This window comes from Lysobacter enzymogenes (assembly GCF_017355525.1).
GTDB classification, from domain to species: domain Bacteria; phylum Pseudomonadota; class Gammaproteobacteria; order Xanthomonadales; family Xanthomonadaceae; genus Lysobacter; species Lysobacter enzymogenes_C.
The window spans coordinates 4,843,998-4,868,640 of record NZ_CP067395.1 but is presented as its reverse complement, the minus strand read 5'-3'; the positions used below and the strand labels follow the sequence as shown (position 1 = coordinate 4,868,640).

The window sequence follows — 24,643 nt, the reverse complement described above, 5'->3', positions numbered from 1 at the left end:
AGCCCCGCATCGCTGCGGGGCTTTTCGTTTCGCTCAAGACAGCGGGCGCTTCGGACTTAGAAGTCCATGCCGCCCATGCCGCCCATGCCGCCGCCGCCCGGCATCGCCGGCTCGTCCTTCTTCGGCAGCTCGGCGACCATCGCTTCGGTCGTGATCATCAGACCGGCGATCGACGCGGCGTTCTGCAGCGCGGTGCGGGTGACCTTGGTCGGATCCAGGATGCCGGCCTCGATCATGTCGACGTATTCGCCGGTGGCGGCGTTGTAGCCGTAGGCGCCCTTGCCTTCGATGACCTTGTTGAGGATGACCGACGGTTCTTCGCCGGCGTTGGTCACGATCTCGCGCAGCGGCGCTTCCATCGCGCGCAGGGCGATGGCGATGCCGTGGTTCTGGTCTTCGTTGATGCCCTTCAGACCGCCGATCGCGGCCTTGGCGCGGATCAGCGCGACGCCGCCGCCCGGGACGATGCCTTCTTCCACGGCAGCGCGGGTGGCGTGCAGCGCGTCTTCGACGCGGGCCTTCTTTTCCTTCATCTCGACTTCGGTGGCGGCGCCGACCTTGATCACCGCGACGCCGCCGGCGAGCTTGGCCACGCGCTCCTGCAGCTTCTCGCGGTCGTAGTCCGAAGAGGTCTCCTCGATCTGCGCCTTGATCTGCTTGATGCGCGCTTCGATGCCCGAGCTCTCGCCCGCGCCGTCGATGATGGTGGTGTTTTCCTTGGAGACCTGGATCTTCTTGGCGCGGCCGAGATCCTTGATGGTCGCCTTCTCGAGCTGCAGGCCGACTTCCTCGGAGATCACGGTGCCGCCGGTCAGCACGGCCATGTCTTCCAGCATCGCCTTGCGGCGGTCGCCGAAGCCCGGAGCCTTCACGGCGCAGACCTTGACGATGCCGCGGATGGTGTTGACCACCAGGGTCGCCAGCGCTTCGCCTTCGACTTCCTCGGCGACGATCAGCAGCGGCTTGCCGGCCTTGGCGACGCCTTCCAGCACCGGCAGCAGGTCGCGCACGTTGGAGATCTTCTTGTCGTGCAGCAGGATGAACGGATCGTCCAGTTCGGCCTGCATCGACTGCTGGTTGTTGATGAAGTACGGCGACAGGTAGCCGCGGTCGAACTGCATGCCCTCGACCACGTCGAGTTCGTTCTCCAGGCCCGAACCGTCTTCGACGGTGATGACGCCTTCCTTGCCGACCTTGTCCATCGCCTGAGCGATCAGGTCGCCGATGTTGTGGTCGGAGTTGGCCGAGATCGCGCCGACCTGGGCGATTTCCTTCGAGGTCGAGGACGGCTTGGACAGCTTCTTCAGCTCGACCACGGCCTCGGTCACGGCCTTGTCGATGCCGCGCTTGAGGTCCATCGGGTTCATGCCGGCGGCGACCGCCTTCATGCCTTCGCGGATCAGCGCCTGGGCCAGCACGGTCGCGGTGGTGGTGCCGTCGCCGGCGTTGTCGGAGGTCTTGGAAGCGACTTCCTTGACCATCTGCGCGCCCATGTTCTCGAACTTGTCGGCCAGCTCGATTTCCTTGGCGACGGACACGCCGTCCTTGGTGATCGTCGGCGCGCCGAAGCTCTTCTCGAGCACGACGTTGCGGCCCTTCGGACCGAGGGTGGCCTTGACGGCGTTGGCGAGCACGTTGACGCCGCGCACCATCTTGGCGCGGGCGTCTTCACCGAAACGAATTTCTTTGGCAGCCATTGTTGCGAACTCCGGGATTTGAGATTGGGGATTTGGGATCAGCTAGAGCGCTTTCGCGGAGACGGGACGGACATCGGAATCGCAGCGCATGCGCTTTTGCGAATCCCGAATCTCCGATCCCGATTCCCGGCTCTTAGCCCACGATCGCCAGAACGTCGTCTTCGCGCAGGACCTTGTACTCGATGCCGTCCTGCTTGTAGCTGCTGCCCGCGTACTGGCCGTAGATGACCTTGTCGCCGACCTTCAGCTGCGGCGCGCGCACGCTGCCGTTGTCCAGCGCCTTGCCCGGGCCGACGGCGACGACTTCGCCCTTGGTCGACTTTTCCTTGGCGGCGTCGGGGATGATGATGCCGCCGGCGGAGACTTCATCGGCTTCGATCGGCTTGACGACAACGCGGTCGTGGAGCGGCTTGAGATTCATGGCGACCTCTGTAAGTGGTTGAATTGGTGGATAAAGAACGTGAATTTTAGCAGTCGTCGCCGGCGAGTGCCAATGCCGGGGACAAAAGCGCCCGGTCGAACCGGGACTCAGCCGAGATAGGGCGCCCCGGATCGGTTTCAAGGGGGGCCGCGACAAATGCTGCGCCGGGTCGGTGACAGCCGTTCGGCTGCTCGGGCCCGGGCTGAGGGAGCAGGCCCCGGAAAACCCCGTGGCGATAGTCCTTCCTGTGGGCGGGGGCTGTCCTGGCGGAGGGCCTTCAGGCTCGACGCGTTCGGCTCAGTTCGAGGCGGTCCGGCAAGAAAGCGCCGGGCCTGAAGGCCCTCCGGCAGACAGCCGTCGCCTGGCGTCCGCCCGCTCCCGGCCGCCTCTGCGGACCCGCCCGCTCATTGCCCCTGCAACCTGCGCAGGTACTGGGTCGGCGCTACGCCCAGATGCCTCCGGAACATCGCCGCGAACGCGCTGACGCTGTCGTAGCCCAGTTCCAGCGCCACCGTCGTCACCGCCTCCCCCGCCGCCAGCCGCTCCAGCGCCCGCAGCAGCCGCGCGCGCTGCCGCCATTGCAGCAGGCTGTAGCCGGTTTCGGCGGCGAAATGGCGGGTCAGGCTGCGCTCGGACAGATGCGCGAGCGCGGCCCAGGCGGCCAGGCCGCGCGGGTCGGCCGGCTGGTCGGCCAGGGCGCGGGCGACCCGCAGCAGGCGCGGATCCTGCGGCATCGGCAGCCCGAGCCGGTCGGGGCCGCCGCTGGCGCAGGCCAGCGCGATCTCGTCCAGCAGCACCTGCGCCAGCCGCTCCTGGGCCGGGTCCAGCGCCGCCGCGGACGGCCACTGCGCCGCGCGCGCGACCGCCGCGCGCAGCAGCGGCGACACCGCCAACGCGCACGGCTCGGCCGGCAGCGCCGCGCAGGCGGCTTCGGCCACGTACACGCTCCAGCCGTCGAAGGCCGGGCCGTGCGAACGCAGCGAATGCGGCCGGTGCGGCGGCACCCACACCGCATCGCTCGCCGGCACCAGCCACAGCCCGCGGCCGGTGCCGACGCTGAGCAGGCCGCGGTGGGCGCCGAACAACTGGCCGCGCGCGTGGGCGTGCTCGGGCGTCTCGCGTACGCCGTGCGCGCTCAGGCCCAGCGCGAACGCCAGCGGCGCGGCGCCGGCGAGCGCATCGGCGGCGGCGAGGCGTTCGCGCGCGGACTCGGCGGGCGCGGACGCAGCGGGCGCGGATCGAAGATCGGACATTGGCCGGAACGCGATGACGGATGGCCGCTGCAACGTAGCAGAGCGGGTCCGCGCGGCCCAGCATGGACTCCCCAACCGCACACCTCAGGAACCGCCCCATGCGCGCCGAAGACATTCTTCCCGGTCACCAGAACGAAGTGCTTGTCGGCGGCATCGTCGCGCGCAAGGGCTCGGTCGCCGCGTTCCTGGCCAACGCGCGCGTGCTCGCCGACCCGACCGCGCCCGCGCCGGCGCGCGCGCAGGCCGAACGCGACGCGCGCGAGGTGTTGCCGGCGCTGCATGCGCTGGGCTTGTTCGAGGTGATGGCGGTGCGCGACCCGGCGCTGCGCGCCTGGGTCGAAGCGCAGCAGTAATTGCCGTGAGGGCCGGCCGGACCGGCCCTTGGCCTGGGTCGTGCGCAACTCGCCGCACGATCCGGCATCGGCCAGAACAACCTCGGACCCTCGCCACGGACACCGTGCACCCTGCCGATCGCCGCATGGCCCGACCGCGCCGGCGTGGTATTACCCTGCCTTCGCCGCGCTTCGCGCCGCCTCCCAGCCCAACGCCAGGAACCGCACATGTCCGCCTCCCCCGCCCGCATCGCCGCGTCGCTCGCCGAACTGTGGTCGCCGCGCGTCGTCGCCGAAGTCGACGACGCCTACGTCAAGGTCGCGCGCGTGCACGGCACCCTGGCCTGGCACGCGCACGCCGACGAGGACGAGTTGTTCTACGTGCTCAAGGGCCGGCTGCGCATCGAGATGGAGGAACGCACGGTCGAACTCGGCGAGGGCGAGCTGTTCGTCGTGCCCAAGGGCGTGCGCCACAATCCGGTCGCCGACGAGGAATGCCATCTGCTGCTGATCGAGCGCAAAAGCACTCAGCACACCGGCGACGAAATCACCGACAAGACCCGCTCGATCGACGAGCAGTTGCGGCCGCTCGACTGACGCCGCGCGACCGCAACCGATACCCCGCGACACGTCCGCGCCGCACAAAAGAAAAGAGCGCGTCCCGTGGAACGCGCTCTTTGGTGCGGAGACGGCAGTCCTGCGCATGGCGCTATCCGGCGCCCTTTCCCCCGAACCGACGTCGTGTCGTTAGCCGACGTCCGTATCAGCGTGGCGCCATCTTCCGGAGTCCTTTTTACACTTGCCAGTCGCCGGCCCTTGCAATGAGGCTACTTCTGTTGGCTCGAACACTTGTTCGAGCCGGCAAGCTCTTGTAATCATTGGTCCAACGCGGCATCGATGACAGCGAAAGCGCACAGGGTACGGCGTCTATCGCTCACTAGGCGAACAGTGGTAGCAAGTGCTTAAAAACCCCTGAAATTTTGTGCAGGAGGTCACATGACGCCACAGCAGCGCATTCGCCTGGCCCGCCGTCACGCCGGCCTCTCGCAAGCCGAACTCGGCGCGGTCGTCGGGGTCCAGCGCAGCGCGGTCGGGCACTGGGAGTCGGCGCAGGGCAAGTTCCCCAACGTCGCCCACCTGCGCGAGGTCGCGCTCGCCACCGGCGTGCAGTTCGAATGGCTGGCGACCGGCCGCGGGCGCATGAACCTGTCGCAGGACACGGCGATGGACTCGGTCGCCGCCGCCGACGCGCTGCTGATCGACGATCCGCTGGAACTGCGCCTGATCGCCGCGTTCCGCGAAGCGCCGGCGCGCGCGCGGGTGCCGCTGGTGGAGATCGCCGAACAACTGGCGCAATCGCGCACCGGCCGCAGCCGCGCGCTCGGCAAGGCGCGCGGCGGCGCGTGACCGCCGGCCGCTGCGGGCCGTGCCCGCGGTCGCAGACCGATTCGTCATAGCGCGACCCGGGTCGCGCTTTTCCTGTCCGCCGCTGGCCGCCCGTCGCGGGCGATGTCACAAAGGCCGCCTAGACTCGAACGCGCGTCCTGGGGAGGACGCGTCGTCACCCGCCGACTCGCGGCCGCCGTGCATGCGCGGCCGTGCGGCGCCATCCACAAGGAGTCGTTCGATGCGCAAGTCAGTTCCTGGCTGTTCCCTCGCTTTGCTTCCGTACGCGCGCCGCACCGGCGCCCTCGCGCTGGCGATCGCCGCGCTGCTGCCGTCGGCGGCCTCCGCCGCGGTGTTCATCAACGAATTCCACTACGACGATGCCACGTCCTCGGGCGACGTCGGCGAGCGCATCGAAGTCGTCGCCACCGCCGGCGAAACGCTCAGCGACTACCGCATCGTGCTGTACAACGGCTCGACCCCGTCGGCGGCGACCCAGTACGACAGCGACTACTTGCCGGCCGGTTCCAACGTGACCTGCGGCGGCACCGCGCGCATCGCCGTCCTGAGCTACCCGACCAACGGCCTGCAGAACGGCCCCAACGACGGCTTCGCCCTGGTCGACGGCGCCGGCAACGTGGTCCAGTTCCTCAGCTACGAAGGCCAGATCACCGCCAGCGGCGGCGCCGCCTCGGGCAAGACCAGCATCAACCTGCCGGTGTCCGAATCCGGTTCGACCGCGGCCGGCACCTCGTTGCAGCTGTCCGGCAACGGCAGCCAGTACTCGAACTTCGCCTGGCAGAACTCGGCCACCCAGACCTTCGGCGCCTGCAACAACGGCCAGACCTTCACCGGTTCGGGCTCGAATACGCCGCCGAGCGTGACCTCGACCGTGCCGACCTCGGGCGCGAGCAACTTCCCGTCCGCCGGCGACCTGTCGGTGAACTTCAGCGAGGCGGTGACCCTCGCCGCCGGCGCGCTGTTCCTGGAATGCGCGACTTCGGACACGGTGGCGCTGACCTACCCGTCGAGCGGCACCGCGATCACCGCGTCCACCGGCACCGCGTTGCACGCCGGCGAGGCCTGCACCTTCACCGTGGTGGCGAGCAAGGTCGTCGACAGCGGCGGCGCCCACCCGGCCGCCGACACCGTGGTCAATTTCAACGTCGCCAGCGGCGGCGGCGGCACGCCGACCGGCTACTACAGCCACGTCAACACCTCCAGCGCCAGCCAGCTGCGCTGCTCGCTGCACGAGACGATCAAGGGCCACACGGTCTATCCGTACAGCGGCGGCACCACCAACACCTGGAGCATCCTGGAGATCGCCGACGAGGATCCGAACAACTCCGGCCGCATCCTCGACGCCTACCGCAACCGCAGCTTCGTCAAGGTCACCGACCGCGCCGGCAGCGGCAGCGGCCTGAAGTACAACCGCGAGCACACCTGGCCGAACTCGCTCGGCTTCGGCACCGCCACCGGCAACAAGGGCCTGCCGAACGCGCCGTACACCGACACCCACATGCTGTATCTGACCGACTCGGCCTACAACGCCGACCGCGGCAACAAGCCTTACGCCAACTGCTCGCTGAGCAGCGGCTGCGGCGAGCGCGTCACCGAGGTCAACAACGGCAGCGGCGGCGGCAGCGGCGCCTACCCGGGCAACTCCAACTGGTTCAAGACGCCCGACGGCAACGCCGGCTCGTTCGAAGCCTGGGGCCAGCGCAAGGGCGACATGGCGCGCGCGGTGATGTACATGGCGATCCGCTACGAAGGCGGCACCGACGCCAACACCGGCCAGAGCGAACCGGACCTGGAGCTGACCGACGACCGCAGCAAGATCGTCATCACCTCGTCCTCGCCGGCCTACATGGGCCTGTTGACCACCTTGCTGCAATGGCACCAGGCCGATCCGCCGAACGCTGCGGAGAAGGAGCGCAACGAGGTGATCTACAGCTTCCAGGGCAACCGCAATCCGTTCATCGATCACCCGGAATGGGCGACCTCGGCATTGTTCACTTCGGCCAAGCCGGCGAATTGTCAGTTGATTCCCTGATCGGTTTCGCCGGTCCGTGTAGACCGGCGACTTGAAGACGAACGCCCGCGCGATGCGGGCGTTCGTTTTTTCAGCGGGGGGAGTTTGCGTTGCGCGCCGAGGCCGCTGTTTTAAAGACAGGCAGACCAAAACAAAAACGCCGCCGCGAATCCGCGGCGGCGCCTCAGTGACGCGACGAAACCTCCGCGCTCAGGTTTGCACTCCGTCCTCGATCGCGATGTTGTGCTCGCGCAGCCAATCCTGGATCGCGTCGAGGTCGCGCTTGGCCTCGCCCTTGAGCAGGCGTTCGTCGCTCATGTACAGGTAGCGCTGGAACGTCGCGCCGGCGCGGTCGCGCGCGTGCGGGTCGGCGCCGGCTTTGAGGAAGGCCAGGACCGAGGCGGTGTCGTTGATCTGCGCGGCGATCAGCAGCGCGGTGCCGCCCTGGCGGTCGGCGGCGCGCAGGTCGGCGCCGGCGCGCAGCAGATGCGCGATGTTGTCCTTGCGCCGCGCCTTCAACGCCGCGAACAGCGGCGGCGCGTGGTTCACCGCGTTGGGCGTGTCGACGTCGGCGCCGGCCTTGAGCAGGTGTTCGAGAAAATAATCGCTGGAGGATTCCGCGGCGGTGTGCAGCGCGGTGTTGCCGCTCTCGTCGCTGCGGCGGTAGTCGGCGCCGGCGGCGAGCAGGGCGTCGAAGCCGGAGCGGCTGCCGCTGCGGATCGCCCATTGCAGCAGGGTCACGCCGTGCTCGCCCTGGGCGTTGGGATTGCCGCCGGCGGCGATCAGCTCGCGCAACAGTTTCGTATCGCCTTCGCGCACCGCCTCGGCCAGCTGGGCGTTGCCGCTGGCGGCGAAGATCTTCTGGGTCATCGGATCGGGTCCTTGTCGTGCGCAGGCGGCGCAAGCGGCCAGCATCAGCGCGCCGAGCAGCGCGGCGCGCAGCAACGGCGCGCGCTGCGTCGAAGCGGGGCGCGCCGGGCGGCGCGAGTCGGAAGCGGAGCGGGACGTGCGGCGGAGTGGCGGCATGGGCTCAGCATAGGTCAGCGCGCGCGACGGCCGCAACGCGGCGGCCGTGCGCGTTCATCCAGTTCGGGTTCGCGGGATTTCGCGGGCCTCGCGAGCGTCGTCAGAACCAGCTCTTGACCCAGTTCACGCCGGCGTCGACGCCGTCGCTGATGGCTTCGCCGGTGGCCTGGGCCACGTCGGTCACGCCCTGGGTCACGTCGCCGGCGAAATCGACCACGCCTTCGCTGACCGTGCCGAGTCCGTCGGCCACCCACTCGACCGCGTCGCCGCCGAATTCGGCGACCGTGTCGACCACCTCGCCGGTGCCTTCGACGAAGCTGGCCACGCCGTTGAACGGCGTTTCCAGGCCGGTGAACTCGCCGAGGTCGCGCAGCACGCCGCCGCCGAAGTTGGTCACGTCGGTGGTCAGGTCGCCGACCGCGTTGAGCGTGCCCTTGCCCATGTCGCCGACGACGTTGAAGCCGCCTTCGATCACGTCGCCGGCGAGGTTGAAGCTGCCTTCGACGTAGTCGCCGTCGGCGAAGTCGGTGTCGATGACCTGCTTGATGTCGTCGACCTTGTTGGACACCGAATCGGTGATGTCGCCGACCATCGTCGTGCCGTTCTCGAGGATGCTGCCGACGCCGTTGAAGACCAGCTCAGCGCCGCGCTGGATCGTCTTGTCTTCCAGCGCGCCCGGATCGAGGAACATGTCGTCGGGACGGTACGGCGTTTCGGTGCGCAGCGCTTCGACGTAGGACGCGCCGTCGCCGCCGCCGCCGTGGGTCGCGCCCAGATCGAACGGCGAGATGCCGTCGGGAATGTCGACGCGGAATTCGCGGCCGACCGCATCCGGCGCCATGTTGAGGATCGGCACGTCCTGCTGGATCGTGTTGAGCGGCTCGTAATTGACCACGTAGCGGCGGATCTGGCCGCTGTCGGCGGTCTCGCTGCGCACCGCGTTGGGATTGAAGCCCAGATCTTCGAGCGTGTCGTTGCTCAGGCCCGAGGAGTTGAAGGTGACGCCGGCCGAGTCGGTGGCGAGCGTCGCTGCGGAAGCCAGACCGCCGCCGAGCGACTGCCCGGCGAAAGCGACGTTGCCGTCGCCGAACACCGCTTCGGCGCGGCGGCCCAGCGCCATCGCCTGGCTGTATTCCTGGGTCTGGAAGCCCGCGCCCTGGCCGAGGTTGTCGTCGGAGTCGCCGCCTTCGCCGACGCCCCAGTCGTTGGTGCCGGCGAAGGCGACCACATACTGGCCCTTGTCGTTCTGGTAGATCGCCGCGCGGAAGCCGCTGACCGGGTCTTCGAGTTCGGACGGGTCGATCGCGATCTCGCGGCCCTGGTTGTCGACCAGATGATCGCCTTGCGGCTGCAAGCGGTCCCAACCCGCGGCTTCGAGTTCCTTGCCGGACTGGGTGCCGGTGGCGACGTTGGTCCCCTGCACATCGGTCGGGATCGGGGTATAGACGTCGTTGGCCATCTGCGCGAACTGCAGATCGCTGCCCTTCTTCGGGTCCTTGCCGGCGATCTGCCCGGCGAAGTTGCCGTCGCCTTGCGGCAGCGGTTCGGGCTTCGGCGGCGGGGGCGGCGGAGGGGGCGGCGGCGGGTTGTAGCGAACCGCGAAGTCCCCGAACCGGTCGTAGATCATGGCCTTGCCCCCTGCTCGATAGCGTATGGCTACCATGCGCCCGCGCATCGGCGCGCGGAAAGCTGGGACGGACCCTAGGGAAACCCGCGCCGGACGGGCTTTTCCCGGTTCCGGCGCGCGCGGCCTAGGGTTGGCCGCAGGTCGTTGCCTGTTCAGGATCGGTCGAACACCACCACCGGCTTGCCCGGCGCGCGCGCGCCCGCGCCGGCCACCGCGGCGATCGCGCGGGCGCCGTCGTCGAAGCCGTAGCGTTCGCCGACCACCGGCACGATCCGGCGCGCGTCCAGCTCGTCCAGATACGCGCGCAGGTCGGCGAGGCTGCCGACGCTGACGCCGTGCAGGTTGAGCTGGTGGACCATGATCGGGCCGACCAGATTGCCGGCCACGTCCATGCTGTCGAGAAAACCGATCAGGGCGATGTGCGCGTTGTCGGCGGCGGCGCCGAGCAGCGACAGCAACTGCTGCCCGCCGACCACATCGACGATGCCGTCGACGCCGCGCCCGCCGGTCAGCGCGCGCACCGCGGCCGGCAGGTCCGGGGTGCTGCGGTAATCGACAGTCGCGCGCGCACCGAGCGAACGCAGCAGTTCGGCCTTGCGCGCATCGCCGGTGGTGGCGATCACGTCCATGCCGCGCGCCGCGGCCAATTGCAGCGCCATCAGCGACACCGCGCCGCTGCCTTGCACCAGCACGCTGGCGCCGGGCGCGAGTTCGAGCTTGCGCAGCGCGTTCCAGGCGGTCAGGCCGGACACCGGCAAGGTCGAGGCGGCCGCGTCGTCGAGGTAGTCCGGCGCGCGCGCGATCGCGGTGGCCGGCAGCACGATCCAGCGCGCCAGCCAGCCGTCGCGCGGGCCGCCGAGCTTGCTGAGGTGGTTTTCGGATTTGAACGGGCCGTCCAGCCACGCGGTCGTGTAGTGGCCGATCACCCGTTCGCCCAAGGCCCAGCCGCTGACGCCCGCGCCGAGCGCGTCGATGCGGCCGACGCCGTCGGACAGCGGCACGAACGGGCGCGGCAGGTCGGCCTGGTAGCGGCCGGTGGCCAGGGCGTAGTCGCGGTAATTGACCGAGGCGGCGGCGACGCGGATGCGGACCTCGCCGGGGCCGGGCTGCGGCTCGGGCAGGTCGACGCGGCGCAGGGAATCGAGGGTGGTGCCTTGCAGCTGGAAAGCGTCCATGACGGGCTCCGGAGGGGCGAGGGTCGGGACGCACAGGCTATTGTTGAGTAGGGAAGCGATATAGGATCGCGCCGACAACTCATCATTGATCCAACCTCAATAATGATCGGCGGCCTGTATTCCGAGCTCGAAGCCTTCGAGGCGATCCTGCGCCACGGCAGCTTCACCGCCGCCGCGCGCCAGTTGGAGGTCACGCCCGGCGCGATCACCCGCCGGCTCAACGCGCTGGAGGCGCGGCTCGGCGCCAAGCTGCTGAACCGCTCGACCCGGCGCCTGAGCCTCACCGAAGCCGGCCGCCACTACCACGCCGAGGTCGCGCCGGCGCTGGCGCAGATCCTCGCCGCCGGCGAACGCGTCAACGACCGCGCCGCGCAGCCGCAAGGCGAGCTGCGGGTGTCGCTGCCGATGAACTTCGGCCGCATGTACGTGATGCCGCGGCTGGGCGAGTTCCTCGACCGCCACCCCGGCATCGCCCTGGACGTGCAGTTCGACGACCGTTACGTCGACCTGATCGGCGAGGGCTTCGACTGCGCGATCCGGATCGGCGCGCTGACCGATTCGCGTCTGGTCGCGCGGCGCATCGCCCAGACCCGGCGCATCCTGGTCGCCGCGCCGGCGTACCTGGCCCGGCGCGGCGCGCCGACCGCGCCGGAGCAGCTGGCCGAACACGACTGCCTGCACTACACCCTGTTCCGCGACGTGCCGGCGTGGGAGTTCCACGGCCGCGGCCGCGGCGACGGCACGCCGCTGCGCGTTCCGGTCAGCGGCCGGCTGCGCGCCAACTACGGCGTGCCGCTGGTCGACGCGGCGCTGCGCGGCGACGGCATCCTGCAGACCGCGACCTTCGCCGTGGCCGAGGAACTGGCCGCCGGCCGTCTGGTCGAGGTGCTGCCGGACTGGTGCCTGCTGCCGATCGGCATCCATGCGGTGTATCCGGGGCGCGAGTACCGGCCGCGCAAGGTCGAGGCGTTCGTGAACTTCATCGAAGAAAGCATCGGCGCGCCGGCGGTGTGGGAGCGGATTCTGGCCGGCTGAGGCCGCAACGCCTGCGGCCGCGGCGCCCCGTCGATCAGCACGCCGATCCGCGCAACTGCGTCGCCCTGCCGCAGTCCGACGTCCCGGCCCGCATCCTCGGATCGGCCCGCCGCGGCCTCGCCGTCAGCGCCGAAACCGCTGAAAACCGCGGCGATCCGCGCCAGCGCCGTACATGCCGTTACCTGCCGGTACGAAGCGTCCAGCGCCCCCTCATTCCGTTTTAGCGCAGTTTGCTGAAAGCTTTGCCCACCTTCGCCGCCCCCGCCGCATGAGCTCCCAGCCTTCCCCCACCGCGCCCGCCGCCGCCGCACCGGCCGCAACCCCGTCTTCGAACTGGCGCCGCGCGCTGTCGATGCTCGCCAGCCTGGCGATCCTGGCGCTGGCGCTGCGCGCGCTGGCGGGGGAGTTCAGCGGGCATGGGTTGCATGCGATCAAGGAGGCTTCGCGGCAGCTCGACTCTCTCCGTATCGCCTTGGCTTTTCTGCTGGGCCTCGCGAGTTATGCCTGCTTGGTTGGCTTCGACGCCATCGGCCTGCGCCGCAACGCGGCCAAGGTCAAGCCGATGCGGCTGATCCTGACCGCCTTCATCGCCAACGCGGTCGGCCACACCCTGGGCTTCGCCGCGCTGACCGGCGGCGCGGTGCGCCTGCGCGGCTACGGCGCGGCCGGGCTGTCGCTGGCCGACATCGGCCAGGTGGTGCTGATGAGCACGCTCGGCTTCGTGTTCGGCGCCTGGGTGCTGCTGGCCTGCGCGCTGTTGTTCGAACCCGCGCCGGCGGCGTTGCTGTTGCCGCTGAGCGAACAGGCGATCCGGGTCGCCGGCGGCGCGGTCGCGATCGCCTTTCTCGGCTTGTTGTATCTGGTCGGCCGCGACGGCCGCACCCTGCGTTTCCGCGAACACGCGCTGTGGCTGCCCGACCGCCGCACCGTGCTCAGCGTGACCGCGCTGAGCGTGGTCGAACTGGCGCTGGCCGGCGGCGCGCTGTACGTGCTGCTGGCGCCGTCGATTCCGGCCGAATCGGGCACCAGCTTCGTCGGTTTCGTCGGCCTCTATCTGGTGGCGATGCTGGCGGGCTTGGTGTCGAGCGTGCCGGCCGGCATCGGCGTGTTCGAGTGGAGCCTGCTCAAGCTGCTGCCCGGCGTCGCGCCCGCCAGCCTGCTGGCGGCGGCGCTGGCCTACCGCATCACCTACTACGCCGCGCCGCTGGTGCTGGCGACCGTGCTCGGTCTGGTCGCGTCCGCGCGCGGACCGATGGCGCAGAGCGCCGGCGCGCTGCGCACCGCGTGGCTGGCGGTGCGGCCGTGGCTGCCGCACGTGATCGCGCTGGCCGCGTTCGTGCTCGGCGCCGCGCTGATCCTCGACGGCACCCTGCCCAAGCCGCAGCGTCGCCTCAACCACGCGCCGCTGCCGCTGATCGAAACCTCGCAACTGCTCGCCAGCCTCGGCGGCGTCGGCCTGCTGCTGATCGGCCAGGGCCTGCAACGGCGCAGCCACGCCGCGTGGGCGCTGGCGCTGGGCGTGTGCATCCTGCTGCCGCTGCCGTCGTGGCTGCGCGGCGGCCACTGGCTGCTGGCGCTGGCGCCGCCGCTGGTGGCGCTGGCGCTGTGGGCGGCGCGGCGCGAGTTCTACCGCCAGGGCGCTTTGCTCGACGAGGCTTGGTCGTGGCGCTGGCTGCGCAACCTCGGGCTGGTGCTGATCGCGGCGATCTGGCTGCTGTTCTTCGCCTACAGCCACGTCGAATACCGCAACGAGCTGTGGTGGGAATTCCTGGTCTCCGGCAACGCGCCGCGCGCGCTGCGGGCGATGCTGCTGGTCAGCGTGGCGGTGATCGCGTTCGGGCTGGCGCGGCTGCTGCACGCGGCGCGCACCGCGCTGCCGGCGGCGGACGCGGCCCAGCTCGAGGCGATCCGGCCGATCCTGGCGCTCGCCGAGGACAGCCAGGTGCATCTGGCGCTGACCGGCGACAAGGCGCTGCTGCTGGACCCGCAGCAGCGCGGGCTGATGATGATGCAGCGCTACGGCGGTTCGCTGATCGCGATGGGCGACCCGATCGGCCCGCCGGAGGTCGCGCGCGAACTGATCTGGCGCTTCCGCGAGGAAGCCGACCGGATGGGCGTGCGGCCGGTGTTCTACCAAGTCGGCGAGCAGTACTGGCAGACCTATCTCGACCTCGGCCTGACCCTGGTCAAGCTCGGCGAAGAAGCGCTGGTGCCGCTGACCGATTTCAACCTGCAGGGCCCCAACCGCGCCGACTTGCGCCAGGCCTGGAACCGCGGCAAGCGCTCGGGCCTGAGCTTCCGCATGGTCGCGGCCGAACAGGTCGGCGCGCTGCTGCCGGCGCTGGAGGACATCTCCGACGAATGGCTGGAGCTGAAGTCCGGCGAGGAAAAGGGCTTCTCGCTCGGCAGTTTCGACCACGCCTATCTGCAACGCCTGCCGGTGGCGCTGATCGAGCACGAAGGCCGCATCGTCGCCTTCGCCAACGTGTGGAACGCCAGCAACGGCCGCGAGCTGTCGATCGACCTGATGCGCCACGCCGCGGACGCGCCCAAGGGCACGATGGATTTCATGTTCGCCGAGCTGCTGCTATGGGGCCGCGAGCACGGCTTCGAGCGTTTCTCGCTCGGCATGGCGCCGCTGTCGGGGCTGGCCCAGCACCGGCTGGCCGGGCGCTGGAACCGCTTCGCGAATCTGATCGCGCGCCACGGCGAGCGCTTCTACGGCTTCGTCGGGCTGCGCCGGTTCAAGGCCAAGTTCGATCCGGTCTGGCGCACGCGCTATCTCGCCGCGCCGGCCGGCATGCATCTGCCGGCGGCGCTGATCGATGTGACCCGGCTGATTTCGCTGGACCCGCGCCGCGACGACGAGAACGAACGCAAGGTCGCGCGGTTTCCCAGCAGCGCGCCGGTCAACAGCGCGCCGGCGCCTCAGGGCGACGCGGGCGGCGAGGCGATCCCCGCCGCCGACAGCACCCGCGCGGCGACGCCGTCGTAATCGCCGTCGACGTGATGATCGCCGTGCATCTTCTCGATCCGCACCCCGCCCGCCGGCAGATGCGGGCATAGCGCGTCGGCGTCTTCGCTGCCGTAGATGCACAGCACCTGCGCGGCCGGCATCTGCGCGACCTGCGGCGCGATCGGCAAGCCCTTGCCGCTGCTGCCGATCCAGTTGCTGAGGTGGAATTCGTATTCGGCCTTCTGCCCCGGCGACAGCAGCGCGGTCAGCCGCACCCGTTCGCGCGTGGCCGGCGGCAACTGGTTGTAGCCGCCCGGCAGCACGTCGGCGCCTTGCGAGAAGCCGACAAAAACGACGCGCGAACGTTTCCACTGCGCGCTGTAGTAACGCACGATGCGGTCGAGGTCGGCGCCGAAGCTCTGCGGCGTGCGCGGGCTCCAGAAGTAACGCAGCGAATCCACGCCGACCACCGGTATGCCGGCTTCGGCCAGGCGCTTGCTGACGCTCTTGTCGACGTCGGCCCAGCCGCCGTCGCCGGAAACGAACACCGCGAAGGTGTCGGTGTTGCCGCCGGACTGCGCCGGCATTTCGTTGACCGGCAATCCGGCCAGATCGGCCGGCGGCGGCGGCAGGCTGGCGTGGCGTTGCGCGCCCAGCGACACCAGCGCCGCGCGCAGCCCCGGCAGCGCGTCGCCGCGCGCGTCGCGCTTGAACGTGCGCGCCTGCGGCACCGCGCCGGCGAAGGCTTCGGCCTGCGCGGCGGGACACGCCGCCTTGCCGCCGCCGTGCGCGGCCAGCAGCCACGGCACCTGCAGCGGCTGCGCCTGCAACTGCGCGCGCTGGCCTTCGACGTGCAGCTTCAGCGAACCGCTCGGGCACAGCGCCTGCGCGGCGCGCAGGCTCGGGCAGAACCCCAGCGACACCGCGCCGGCGAACAGGCCGGCGTTGCCCTGCGCGGCGATCGCGTACGCGAATGACGCGCCTTCGCCGTCGCCGAGCAGCAACGGCAGGTGATAGGTCGGCAGGCGGTAGTAGGCCTGCACGTAACGCGAGAAATTCTCGACGTCGCCGGACGAGAAATTGCATTTGCCGCCGTCCTTGCGCAGCGCGGCCTCCAATGCGGCCAGATCGACCGTGACCACCATCGCGCCGTCGGCGACGAGCGCGTCGACCCGGGTCTTGCGCGCGGCCGCCTCGACGCCGTCGGCGAACCACATCACGAAGCGCTTGGCGTCGCCCTGCGGCAGGCGCACCGGCGTGCGCACGAACCGGCCGTGGGTGATTTCGCCGACCGACGCGGTCGCGGGCGCCGCAGCGGCGGGCGCGGCCGATGCGGGCGCGGCGAACGCCGCGCACAGGCCGGCGGCGAGAACGCATGCGGTGAAGGCGGTGGACGAACGGAACGGCGCGCGCATGGGGATCTCCTGGGTGCGCCACCTTATACCGGCGAGGGTGTCGAGAGAATGCGTCGAAGCGCCGTTTCCCGCCGCGACTGCGCCAGGCGCGGCCGCGCCGCATGCGCCGACGCCCGCGGCGTTTATGATCGGCGGGCCCGACCGGGCGCGAAGATCACGCAAGGAGCCCGCCCCATGCCACGCACGGCCGCCATCGTTTTCGCCGCCACCGCGCTGTTCGCCGCGCTGCCGGCGCCAGCGCAACCCAGCGCCGTCGCGGCGCCGCCGGTCGGCGAAACCGCGTGCTCGTTCGGCGCCTTCGTCAACGAAACCGACCCGGCCGGACTCAACGTCCGCGCCGGCCCGGGCACCGCGCACAAGGTGCTCGGCACCTTGCCGCCGATCCGGCGCAGCGGCGACGAGCCGCCGATCAGCGCGATGGTCGAGGTCGAGGTGATCGCCGGCGCCGACGGCTGGTTCAAGATCCGCGGCGCGCAGGACAACGACGCGCTGGTCGAAGGCCCGCAGCGGCCGATGTTCAAGGGCACGGGCTGGGTCAGCGGGCGCAAGCTCGCGGTCAAGTCGCAGGCGCAGGTCGGCCGGCAGCGTCCGGATGCGAAAGCGCCGGCGGTCGTGAGCGGACGCGACGGGATGGGTTTCGACAGCGACGCCTTCGTCGGTTCGGGCCGTTTGGCGGGCTGTTCGGGGCGTTGGGCGTTGGTCGAGTACGGCCCGGTCGAACGCGATATCGGCGCCAGCCTGGAGATCAAGCCCGCGGCCAAGGCGGGCCTCGCCGGCGGCCGTTTCCGCGCCTGGGTCGACCGCCTGTGCGCGATCCAGGAAACCAGTTGCGACGGCATTTGATGCGGTCGGGCCTTCGCACCCGATAGCGGCGCGCTCTGTGTGGGAGGGTCTTCAGGCCCGACGCTTTCCGATCCGATGCGACGCGGCGGCCGGAGCCTAAAGCGTCGGGCCTGAAGGCCCTGCCACAGTGCAGTACCGCTGCATCGTTGCCGCCGGTTGTTCCCGCAGCGCGGAAATCAGGCCCGAACCGGCGGCTTGACCTCGCCGAACACGACGCTGTGCACCATCGGCGACTTGAGGAAATCGTGCGGGAATCCGAGCTCGATCCGGCTCGCCGCATCCAGCCGCGCGCGCTGCGCCTCGTCGAAGCGGACGTCGAGCGCGCCGAGGTTGTCCTCCAACTGCGCCAGCGTGCGCACGCCGACGATCGGCGAAGTCACCGCGGGATCGAGCAGCGTCCACGCCAGCGCGACCTGCGCCGGCGTCTTGCCGAGTTCCGCCGCGACGTCCTTGACCACCTCGGCGATATCGAGCGCGCGCGCCGTCAGCGCGCCGTTGCTGGCGGCAACGTTCTTGCGCGTGCCGACCGCTTCGGGCACGCCGCTGCCGATGTCGAGATCGGCGCGGCTGTACTTGCCGGTCAGCACGCCCATGCCCAGCGGCGACCACGGCACCACGCCGAGGCCGAGTTCGCGCGCCATCGGCATCAGCTCGCGCTCGACCGTGCGCTCGATCAGGCTGTACTGGATCTGCAGCGCGATCAGCGGCGACCAGCCGCGCAGGTCGGCGATCGCCTGCATGCGCGCGATCTGCCACGCCGGAGTATCGGAAATGCCGACGTAGACCAGCTTGCCGGCGCGGACCAGGTCGTCCATCGCGCGCAGCACTTCTTCGACCGGCGTGGTCTCGTCCCAGGCGTGCAGATACAGCAGGTCGATGTAGTCGGTGCGCAGCTTGCGCAGGCTGTCCTCGACCGAACGCACCATGCTCTTGCGCTGGTTGCCGCCGGCGTTGGGGTCCTTCGGCCGCGCGGTCAGGGTGTACTTGGTGGCGATCACCAGCTCTTCGCGGCGGCCTTCGGCGAACTGGCCGAGCAGGCGCTCCGAGCTGCCGCCGGTGTACTGGTTGGCGGTGTCGATGAAATTGCCGCCGCGCTCGAGGTAGGTGTCGAAGATCCGCCGCGCTTCGGCTTCGTCGGCGCCCCAGCCCCAATCGGTGCCGAAGGTCATCGCGCCGAGCGACAACGGCGAAACGCGCAGGCCGGAACGGCCGAGCAGGCGGTAGTCGGTCAGCGAAGCAGGCAGGGCGGCGGCAGTGCGGGCAGTGCTCATGGCGGCGTCTCCGGTGGCAATGCCGGCATCCTGCGCCGCGGACACTGCTGCGTTAGTCCGGCATTATCCGCATGGGCCATTTAGCGAACGGAGCATAATCCATGCGCGGCAGCGACTACGCCGAATTGCGCGCCTTCGCCGCCATCGCCGAACACGGCAGCTTCGTGCGCGCGGCCGCGCACCTGGGGCTGTCGCCGTCGGCGCTGAGCCAGACCATCCGCACGCTCGAAGAACGCCTCGGCGTGCGCCTGCTCAACCGCACCACCCGCTCGGTCGCGCCGAGCGAGGCCGGCGCGCGTTTGCTGGCGAAACTGCGGCCGGCGCTCGACGATCTCGACGCAGCGGTGGCGCAAGTGCGCGACGAGCGCGATACGCCCGCCGGGCTGCTGCGGATCAACGCTTCGCGCATCGCGGCGGTGCAGCACATCGCGCCGTTGCTCGGCGAGTTTCATGCGCGTTATCCCGACATCGTCGTCGACCTGGTCACCGACGACCGCCTCGTCGACATCGTCGCCGGCCGCTTCGACGCCGGCGTGCGCCTGGGCGAGATGGTCGAGCAGGACATGGTCACGGTGCGCCTCGGCGGCGATGCGGAAATGATGGTGGTCGGCGCACCGGAGTACCTGCAGCGCAACGGCGTTCCGCGCGACCCGCGCGAGCTGCGCAAGCACCGCTGCGTCAATTTCCGCTGGCCCACCGACGGCAGCCTGTACCACTGGGAATTCGAACGCGCCGCGGCGAACGGGCCGGAGAAGCTCGAAGCCGCGGTCGAAGGCCCGCTGATCGTCACCGAGCCCGAAGTGGCGCTGCGTGCGGTCCTCGACGGGATCGGCCTGGCCTATCTGTTCGACTTCCACGTGCGCGAAGCGCTCGCCGCCGGCCGTCTGCAACGGGTGCTGGCCGAGTGGACGCCGGCGTTCCCCGGCTTCTATCTGTATTACCCGAGCCGGCGGCAGATGCCGGCGCCGCTGCGCGCGTTCGTCGATTTCGTCCACGAGCGGCAGGCGCCGGTGCATGCGCGCCAACGCCCCGGATCGGCAAAGCCAGCGGCCGCGCGCCGTCCCGCGGCCCGCCCCGGCCGGCGTTGAGGCGCGCGGCGCAGCGCGGATCGGTGACGCCGATCGTCGCAGCCGCCCGCGTCCGCGCCGCGCCGGCCGCTTACACTGGGGCCATGCGCGTCGACACCCAGCCCATGCTGCTGCTCACCACCTGTCCCGACCAGGCCAGCGCCGACACCGTCGCCCAGACCCTGGTCGAAGAAGGGCTGGCGGCCTGCGTCACCCAGATCCCCGGCGCCACCTCGGTCTACCGCTGGCAGGGCCGGATCGAACGCGCCAGCGAAATCCAGCTGCTGATCAAGACCCGCGTCACGGTTTACGGCGCGGCGATGCAACGATTGGCGCAACTGCATCCGTATGAACTGCCGGAGATGATCGTGGTCGAACCGCGCGACGTCTCCGAGCCGTATGCGCGATGGGTAAACGAACAGACTCCCGACCGATGACCTTCCTCTCCGCTTTCCGCGGCCGGCGCGCTTGGCGCGCCGGCGCCGCCCTCGCCTTGGCCGTGCTCGGCCTGTCCGCCGCCGCGCACGCGCTGGCCGTGGACGAAAAAGACCTGCTGCCGGTCGACGAGGCCTTCGCCGTCAGCGCGCAATCGCCGGCGCCGGACCGCATCGCGATCTCATGGAAGGTGGCCAAGGGCTACTACCTCTATCGCCACCGCATCTCGGTCAAGAGCGATGCCGGCTTCGCCGCGCAGGCGCTGCAACTGCCGAAGGGCAAGGCCTACCGCGACCAGTTCTTCGGCGATGTGGAGACCTACCACCAGGACGTGGCCGCGACCCTGCCCGGCCAGGCCAAGGCCGCCAGCGCCAAGCTGACGATCAAGTACCAGGGCTGCGCCGATGCCGGCGTGTGCTATCCGCCGCAGACGCGCACGATCGAGGTCGCGCTGGCCGCGCCGGCCGCCGCCAATGCCGCGCCCGCCATGGACCCGGCGCCCGCGGCCGCGCCGCTGGCGACGTTCGGCGCGCGCGGCGGCGCCAGCAATCCGCTGCTCGGCGGCGCCTCGCCGCTGAGCGCGCCGGCCGCAGGCGCAGGCGCCAGCGCCGGCACCGACGCGCTGCCGCTGCCGCCGGAACAGGCCTTCGGTTTCGAAGCCATCGCCAAAGACGGCGACACCCTGCTGCTGCGCTTCACGCCGGCGCGCGGCTATTACCTGTATCGCGACAAGACTTCGCTGAAGACCGACCGCGCCGACATCGCCGCCGGCCAGCCGCAGTGGCCGCGCGGCACCGCGCACCGCGACGAGCACTTCGGCAACGTCACCGTGTTCTTCGACCAGATCGACGTGCCGCTGCCGCTGCTGCGCAAGACCGCCGAGGCCGGCAAAGTGGTGCTGACCGCCGGTTTCCAGGGCTGCCAGACCGACGGCATCTGCTATCCGCCGATGACGCGCAAGATCAGCGTCGATCTGCCGCGCGGGACGGTGACGACGCAGGCCGCCGTCGCCGCGGCGGCAACGGCCGCCACCGCTGCGAATGCGACGCCAGCGAATGCGGGCGCCGCCGCAGCGAACGCAGCGGCCGGCGCCGCTGCCAGCGCAACGGCCGATGCCGGCGTTGATGCGTCCGCTGCGAACGACAGCGCCGCAACCGACACAAGCGGCTCCGCCGCGACCGCAGGCGGCGCTGCCAGCAGCGACACGAACGCGGCGACTGCCGCCGCTGCGACCGGCGCTACCGCCGCCGCGCCTGCCGCTGCCGCCCCCGCCGACGCCGCACCGCAAGCCGAAGACAGCCTGCTCGCCGCGTCCCTGTCCGGCCCGAACCGCTACTTCGCGCTGCTCACGTTCTTCGGCTTCGGCCTGCTGCTGGCGTTCACCCCCTGCGTGCTGCCGATGATCCCGATCCTGTCGGGCCTGATCGTCGGCCGCGGCCCGGGCCTCGGCGCGCGCCGCGCGTTCGCGCTGTCGCTGGTGTACGTGCTGGCGAGCGCGGTGGTGTTCACCATCGCCGGCGTCGTCGCCGGCTTGGTCGGCGCCAACCTGCAGATCGCGTTCCAGACGCCGTGGGTGATCGTGCTGTTCGCGCTGCTGTTCGTGGCCCTGGCGCTGTCGAGCTTCGGCCTGTTCGAACTGCAGCTGCCGCACAAGCTGCGCAGCCTGGTCGGCCAGGTCAGCGACCGCCAGCGCAGCGGCTCGTGGACCGGCGTGGCGATCATGGGCGCGCTGTCGGCGCTGATCGTCGGCCCCTGCGTGGCGCCGCCGCTGGCCGCCGCGGTGATCTACATCGGCCAGACCCGCGACCCGCTGTTCGGCGGCGCGGCGTTGTTCTCGCTGGCGATGGGCATGGGCGCGCCGCTGCTCGCGTTCGGCGTCGCCGCCGGCAAGGGCCTGCCGACCAGCGGGCCGTGGATGGTCGGCGTGCAGCGCGTGTTCGGACTGGTGTTCCTCGGCATGGCGGTGTGGATGCTGTCGCGCATCCTGCCCGGCGCGGCGACGCTGGCGCTGTACGGCGCGCTGCTGCTCGGCGCGGCGGTGCTGGCCGCGCTCGGCGGCGGCGGCGCGAACCAGGGCTTCGGCCTGCGCGCGCTGGCCTGGGTCGTGGCGCTGCTGCTCGGCGTGGCCGGCGCGGCGCAGTTGTTCGGCGCGCTCGCCGGCGGCCACGACCCGCTGCAACCGTTGGCCAACCTGCGCGGCGGCGGCAACACGGCGCCATCGACCGAGCTGCCGTTCCGCAAGATCAAATCCAACGAAGACCTGGACCGCGAAATCGCTGCGGCCCAGGCCGCAGGCAAGCCGCTGATGCTCGACTTCTACGCCGACTGGTGCGTGGCCTGCAAAGAGATGGAGAAGTACACCTTCCCCGAGCCGGCCGTGCACCAGGCGCTGGACGGCTTCGTCCTGCTCAAGGCCGACGTGACCGCCAACGACGAGACCGATCAGGCGCTGATGAAGCGGCTCGGCGTGATCGGGCCGCCGATGACGATCTATTACGCCCACGGCGCCGAGCGCCGCGAGCTGCGGCTGGTCGGTTTCGAGAAGGCCGAACCCTTCGCCGCGCGCGCCGGACGCGCGCGCGCTGCCGCAGCGGGGCCGTAAGCGATGGCGATCCCGTCGAGCGTGAAAGTGATCGCGGTGGCCGTGGCCGCCGGCGCGCTGGGCCTGCTCGCCGGGCAGGTGGTCGGCGGCGGCGGCTGGTTCGCCCGCACCGAACTCGGCCAGCGCATGCTGCAGGCGGAAATGAAGATGCAGGCGCCGAAACCACCGGCCGACCTGGCGATGGCCGAACGCGGCCAGCCGATCCCCGTGCTGCGCCTGCCCGACCTCGCCGGCCAGTCCGTCGAGTTGCCCAAGGCCTACGCAGGCCGGCCGATGCTGATCAACGTCTGGGCCAGCTGGTGCGGCCCCTGCATCAAGGAAATGCCGGAACTGGACCGCTACGCGCGCAGCCAGGGCGCCGGCGGCACCCAGGTGGTCGGCATCGCGCTCGACAACGCCGACGACGTGACCGCCTTCCTGCAACGGGTGCCGGTGCACTACCCGATCCTGCTCGACGCGCCGGGGCCGCGCGATGCCGGCGTCCAGCTCGGCAATCCCAAGGGCGTGCTGCCTTACAGCGTGCTGGTCGGCGCGGACGGGCGGCTGCTGAAGCAGCGGATCGGGCCTTTCGTGGATGGCGAGATCGACGGCTGGGCGCAGTAGGCCGGTGCCGGCCTGACGCTTCTGTATCGGATACCCGGTCCTGTAGGAGCGGCGCAAGCCGCGACCGCGGGGTAGCCAGCTCGCGTCGTCAGCATAGTGTCGCGGTCGCGACTCGCGTCGCTCCTACAGTCGCTGCGCCGAAGGTCCGACCTGCCGACATCCCCGACCTGCGACCGCCGCCGCGCAATGCCCGTGCCGCCCGCCCTCCCCGCCGCGCCCGGCGCTGTGCTCGAATAGGCCGCAACCCGACCACTTGCGCGGCGACCTGCGCCGTCCATGCCGCCAACGCCGCCGATCCGGCGCCGAACACTCGCTTGTCGCCGCGAACGTGCCGGCATTTAGAGCCGCCACTCAAACAACCGCTTAAAGCACGATAACTTCGCCGATTTGGCGGGCAACTCCTGGACAACCCTGCGGCCTTGACGCAAACTGCCGCCCTTTGAAGGCAACCGTCCCGGTCCCGATGGCCAAGCTCCTGGTCCTGCACGGCCCCAACCTCAACCTGCTCGGCACGCGCGAGCCCGAGGTCTACGGCCGCACCACCCTGGCCGACATCGACGCCGGCCTCGCCGCGCGCGCCAGCGAGGCCGGGCATGCGCTGGAGAGCCTGCAGTCCAACGCCGAGCACGTCCTGGTCGAGCGCGTGCAGGCCGCGCGCGGCGACGGCACCGCGCTGATCCTGATCAATCCGGCGGCGTTCACCCACACCAGCGTGGCGATCCGCGACGCCCTGGCCGCGGTCGCGATCCCCTTCATCGAGATCCACCTGTCCAACCCGCATACCCGCGAGCCGTTCCGCCACCACAGCTACTTCAGCGACCTCGCCGTCGGCGTGGTCTGCGGCTTCGGCGCCGACAGCTACCGCTACGCGCTCGAAGCCGCAATCAAACGGCTGGCATCCTGACCCCCTTTCGCCCGGACCGCGCCCCGCGCGGCCCGCACCCAAGATCCAAAACCCAGAGGCCCGTTGCATGGACCTGCGCAAAATCAAGAAACTGATCGACCTGCTCGAGGAATCCAACCTCGCCGAGATCGAGATCAAGGAAGGCGAGGAGTCGGTGCGCCTGGCCCGCGCGCCGAAGGGCAGCTACGCCCTCGCGCCGGCCGCCCCGGTCTACGCCGCGCCGGAACAACCGCGCGCCGCGGCCATGCCGATGCAGTCGCCGACCGAAGCGGCCACCGGCGGCAGCGCCAAGGCCCTGGGCAACGACCTGCCCGACGGCCACGTCGTGCGCGCGCCGATGGTCGGCACCTTCTACACCTCGCCGGCCCCGGACAAGCCGTCCTTCGTCAGCGTCGGCCAGACGGTCAAGGCCGGCGACACCCTGGCGATCATCGAAGCGATGAAGATGTTCAACCCGATCGAAGCCGACGTCTCCGGCACCGTGCTCAAGATCCTGGCCGAGAGCGGTCAGCCGATCGAGTTCGATCAGCCGCTGTTCGTCATTGGCTGAACGGCCGGGATTC

The 24,643-nt window shown here is 70.4% G+C and carries 21 protein-coding genes and 1 pseudogene; 14 read left to right on the top strand and 8 right to left on the bottom strand.

Features of this window, described 5'->3' with window-relative positions:
- Window positions 1-56: 56 nt before the first annotated feature.
- Together groL and JHW38_RS20590 are read right to left on the bottom strand one after the other, a co-directional pair.
- Window positions 57-1,697: a chaperonin GroEL gene (gene groL / locus JHW38_RS20595; protein ID WP_091804324.1), complete on the bottom strand. Its 1,641-nt coding sequence runs from the start codon at window positions 1,695-1,697 to the stop codon at window positions 57-59.
- Between the two features lie 133 nt (window positions 1,698-1,830).
- Complete coding sequence (locus tag JHW38_RS20590) at window positions 1,831-2,118, bottom strand: co-chaperone GroES (protein WP_057946296.1); 288 nt, start codon at window positions 2,116-2,118, stop codon at window positions 1,831-1,833.
- Between the two features lie 172 nt (window positions 2,119-2,290).
- Here JHW38_RS20590 and JHW38_RS26050 point away from each other — a divergent pair, with 172 nt between their 5' ends.
- Window positions 2,291-2,602 (top strand): DUF6053 domain-containing protein, encoded by a 312-nt coding sequence (locus tag JHW38_RS26050; protein ID WP_428995262.1) that lies wholly within the window; start codon window positions 2,291-2,293, stop codon window positions 2,600-2,602.
- Here JHW38_RS26050 and JHW38_RS20585 read toward each other — a convergent pair.
- Complete coding sequence (locus JHW38_RS20585) at window positions 2,523-3,371, bottom strand: AraC family transcriptional regulator (RefSeq protein ID WP_207523170.1); 849 nt, start codon at window positions 3,369-3,371, stop codon at window positions 2,523-2,525. The two genes, JHW38_RS26050 and JHW38_RS20585, sit on opposite strands and share 80 nt — an antisense overlap.
- 98 nt (window positions 3,372-3,469) lie before the next feature.
- Between JHW38_RS20585 and JHW38_RS20580 the strand changes: the two genes are divergently transcribed.
- The 4 genes from JHW38_RS20580 to JHW38_RS20565 all read left to right on the top strand — a co-directional run bounded on the left by JHW38_RS20580 (window position 3,470) and on the right by JHW38_RS20565 (window position 7,142).
- Window positions 3,470-3,724, top strand: a complete 255-nt coding sequence (locus JHW38_RS20580) for a hypothetical protein (RefSeq protein WP_207523169.1) — start codon at window positions 3,470-3,472, stop codon at window positions 3,722-3,724.
- 207 nt (window positions 3,725-3,931) lie between these two features.
- Window positions 3,932-4,300 (top strand): cupin domain-containing protein, encoded by a 369-nt coding sequence (locus JHW38_RS20575; RefSeq protein ID WP_207523168.1) that lies wholly within the window; start codon window positions 3,932-3,934, stop codon window positions 4,298-4,300.
- Between the two features lie 399 nt (window positions 4,301-4,699).
- A complete protein-coding gene (locus JHW38_RS20570; protein ID WP_207523167.1) occupies window positions 4,700-5,110 on the top strand; it encodes a helix-turn-helix transcriptional regulator in 411 nt (136 codons plus the stop codon).
- A 220-nt stretch (window positions 5,111-5,330) separates the two neighbouring features.
- Complete coding sequence (locus JHW38_RS20565) at window positions 5,331-7,142, top strand: endonuclease (RefSeq protein WP_207523166.1); 1,812 nt, start codon at window positions 5,331-5,333, stop codon at window positions 7,140-7,142.
- A 189-nt stretch (window positions 7,143-7,331) separates the two neighbouring features.
- On the opposite strand, the gene JHW38_RS20560 is transcribed toward JHW38_RS20565, so the two are convergent.
- From JHW38_RS20560 to JHW38_RS20550, 3 genes are all read right to left on the bottom strand, one after another.
- Window positions 7,332-7,991, bottom strand: coding sequence for an ankyrin repeat domain-containing protein (locus JHW38_RS20560; protein WP_207523165.1), 660 nt, complete (start codon window positions 7,989-7,991; stop codon window positions 7,332-7,334).
- A 256-nt stretch (window positions 7,992-8,247) separates the two neighbouring features.
- Window positions 8,248-9,774 carry a hypothetical protein gene (locus tag JHW38_RS20555; RefSeq protein WP_207523164.1) on the bottom strand — a complete coding sequence of 509 codons (1,527 nt, stop codon included), beginning with the start codon at window positions 9,772-9,774 and terminating at the stop codon, window positions 8,248-8,250.
- 152 nt (window positions 9,775-9,926) lie between these two features.
- On the bottom strand, window positions 9,927-10,949 hold the full coding sequence (locus tag JHW38_RS20550) for a zinc-dependent alcohol dehydrogenase family protein (RefSeq protein ID WP_207523163.1): 1,023 nt from the start codon (window positions 10,947-10,949) through the stop codon (window positions 9,927-9,929).
- Between the two features lie 102 nt (window positions 10,950-11,051).
- Between JHW38_RS20550 and JHW38_RS20545 the strand changes: the two genes are divergently transcribed.
- Both JHW38_RS20545 and mprF read left to right on the top strand, forming a co-directional pair.
- A complete protein-coding gene (locus JHW38_RS20545) occupies window positions 11,052-11,984 on the top strand; it encodes a LysR family transcriptional regulator (RefSeq protein WP_207523162.1) in 933 nt (310 codons plus the stop codon).
- Between the two features lie 268 nt (window positions 11,985-12,252).
- Window positions 12,253-14,850: pseudogene (mprF, locus tag JHW38_RS20540) on the top strand (bifunctional lysylphosphatidylglycerol flippase/synthetase MprF); the annotation flags it as partial.
- Between the two features lie 62 nt (window positions 14,851-14,912).
- Here the strand turns inward: mprF and JHW38_RS20535 are convergent.
- On the bottom strand, window positions 14,913-16,355 hold the full coding sequence (locus JHW38_RS20535) for a virulence factor family protein (RefSeq protein WP_207523160.1): 1,443 nt from the start codon (window positions 16,353-16,355) through the stop codon (window positions 14,913-14,915).
- Between the two features lie 174 nt (window positions 16,356-16,529).
- On the opposite strand from JHW38_RS20535, the gene JHW38_RS20530 reads away from it, so the two are divergent.
- Window positions 16,530-17,198: an SH3 domain-containing protein gene (locus JHW38_RS20530; protein WP_207523159.1), complete on the top strand. Its 669-nt coding sequence runs from the start codon at window positions 16,530-16,532 to the stop codon at window positions 17,196-17,198.
- Between the two features lie 176 nt (window positions 17,199-17,374).
- Here JHW38_RS20530 and JHW38_RS20525 read toward each other — a convergent pair whose 3' ends face one another.
- Window positions 17,375-18,469: an aldo/keto reductase gene (locus JHW38_RS20525; protein ID WP_207523158.1), complete on the bottom strand. Its 1,095-nt coding sequence runs from the start codon at window positions 18,467-18,469 to the stop codon at window positions 17,375-17,377.
- Window positions 18,470-18,570: 101 nt separating this feature from the next.
- Between JHW38_RS20525 and JHW38_RS20520 the strand changes: the two genes are divergently transcribed.
- From JHW38_RS20520 to accB, 6 genes are all read left to right on the top strand, one after another.
- Complete coding sequence (locus JHW38_RS20520) at window positions 18,571-19,557, top strand: LysR family transcriptional regulator (protein ID WP_207523157.1); 987 nt, start codon at window positions 18,571-18,573, stop codon at window positions 19,555-19,557.
- A gap of 83 nt (window positions 19,558-19,640) precedes the next feature.
- Window positions 19,641-19,973, top strand: coding sequence for a divalent-cation tolerance protein CutA (gene cutA / locus JHW38_RS20515; RefSeq protein WP_207523156.1), 333 nt, complete (start codon window positions 19,641-19,643; stop codon window positions 19,971-19,973).
- Complete coding sequence (dsbD, locus tag JHW38_RS20510; RefSeq protein WP_207523155.1) at window positions 19,970-22,573, top strand: protein-disulfide reductase DsbD; 2,604 nt, start codon at window positions 19,970-19,972, stop codon at window positions 22,571-22,573. Before cutA ends, dsbD begins: the two co-directional genes overlap by 4 nt.
- Window positions 22,574-22,576: 3 nt before the next feature.
- Window positions 22,577-23,176, top strand: coding sequence for a TlpA family protein disulfide reductase (locus JHW38_RS20505; RefSeq protein ID WP_207523154.1), 600 nt, complete (start codon window positions 22,577-22,579; stop codon window positions 23,174-23,176).
- Window positions 23,177-23,639: 463 nt separating this feature from the next.
- Window positions 23,640-24,080, top strand: a complete 441-nt coding sequence (aroQ, locus tag JHW38_RS20500) for a type II 3-dehydroquinate dehydratase (RefSeq protein WP_207523153.1) — start codon at window positions 23,640-23,642, stop codon at window positions 24,078-24,080.
- 67 nt (window positions 24,081-24,147) lie between these two features.
- Entirely contained in the window at window positions 24,148-24,630 is a 483-nt protein-coding gene (accB, locus tag JHW38_RS20495) for an acetyl-CoA carboxylase biotin carboxyl carrier protein (RefSeq protein WP_207523152.1), read from the top strand.
- The last annotated feature ends 13 nt before the right edge of the window (window positions 24,631-24,643 follow it).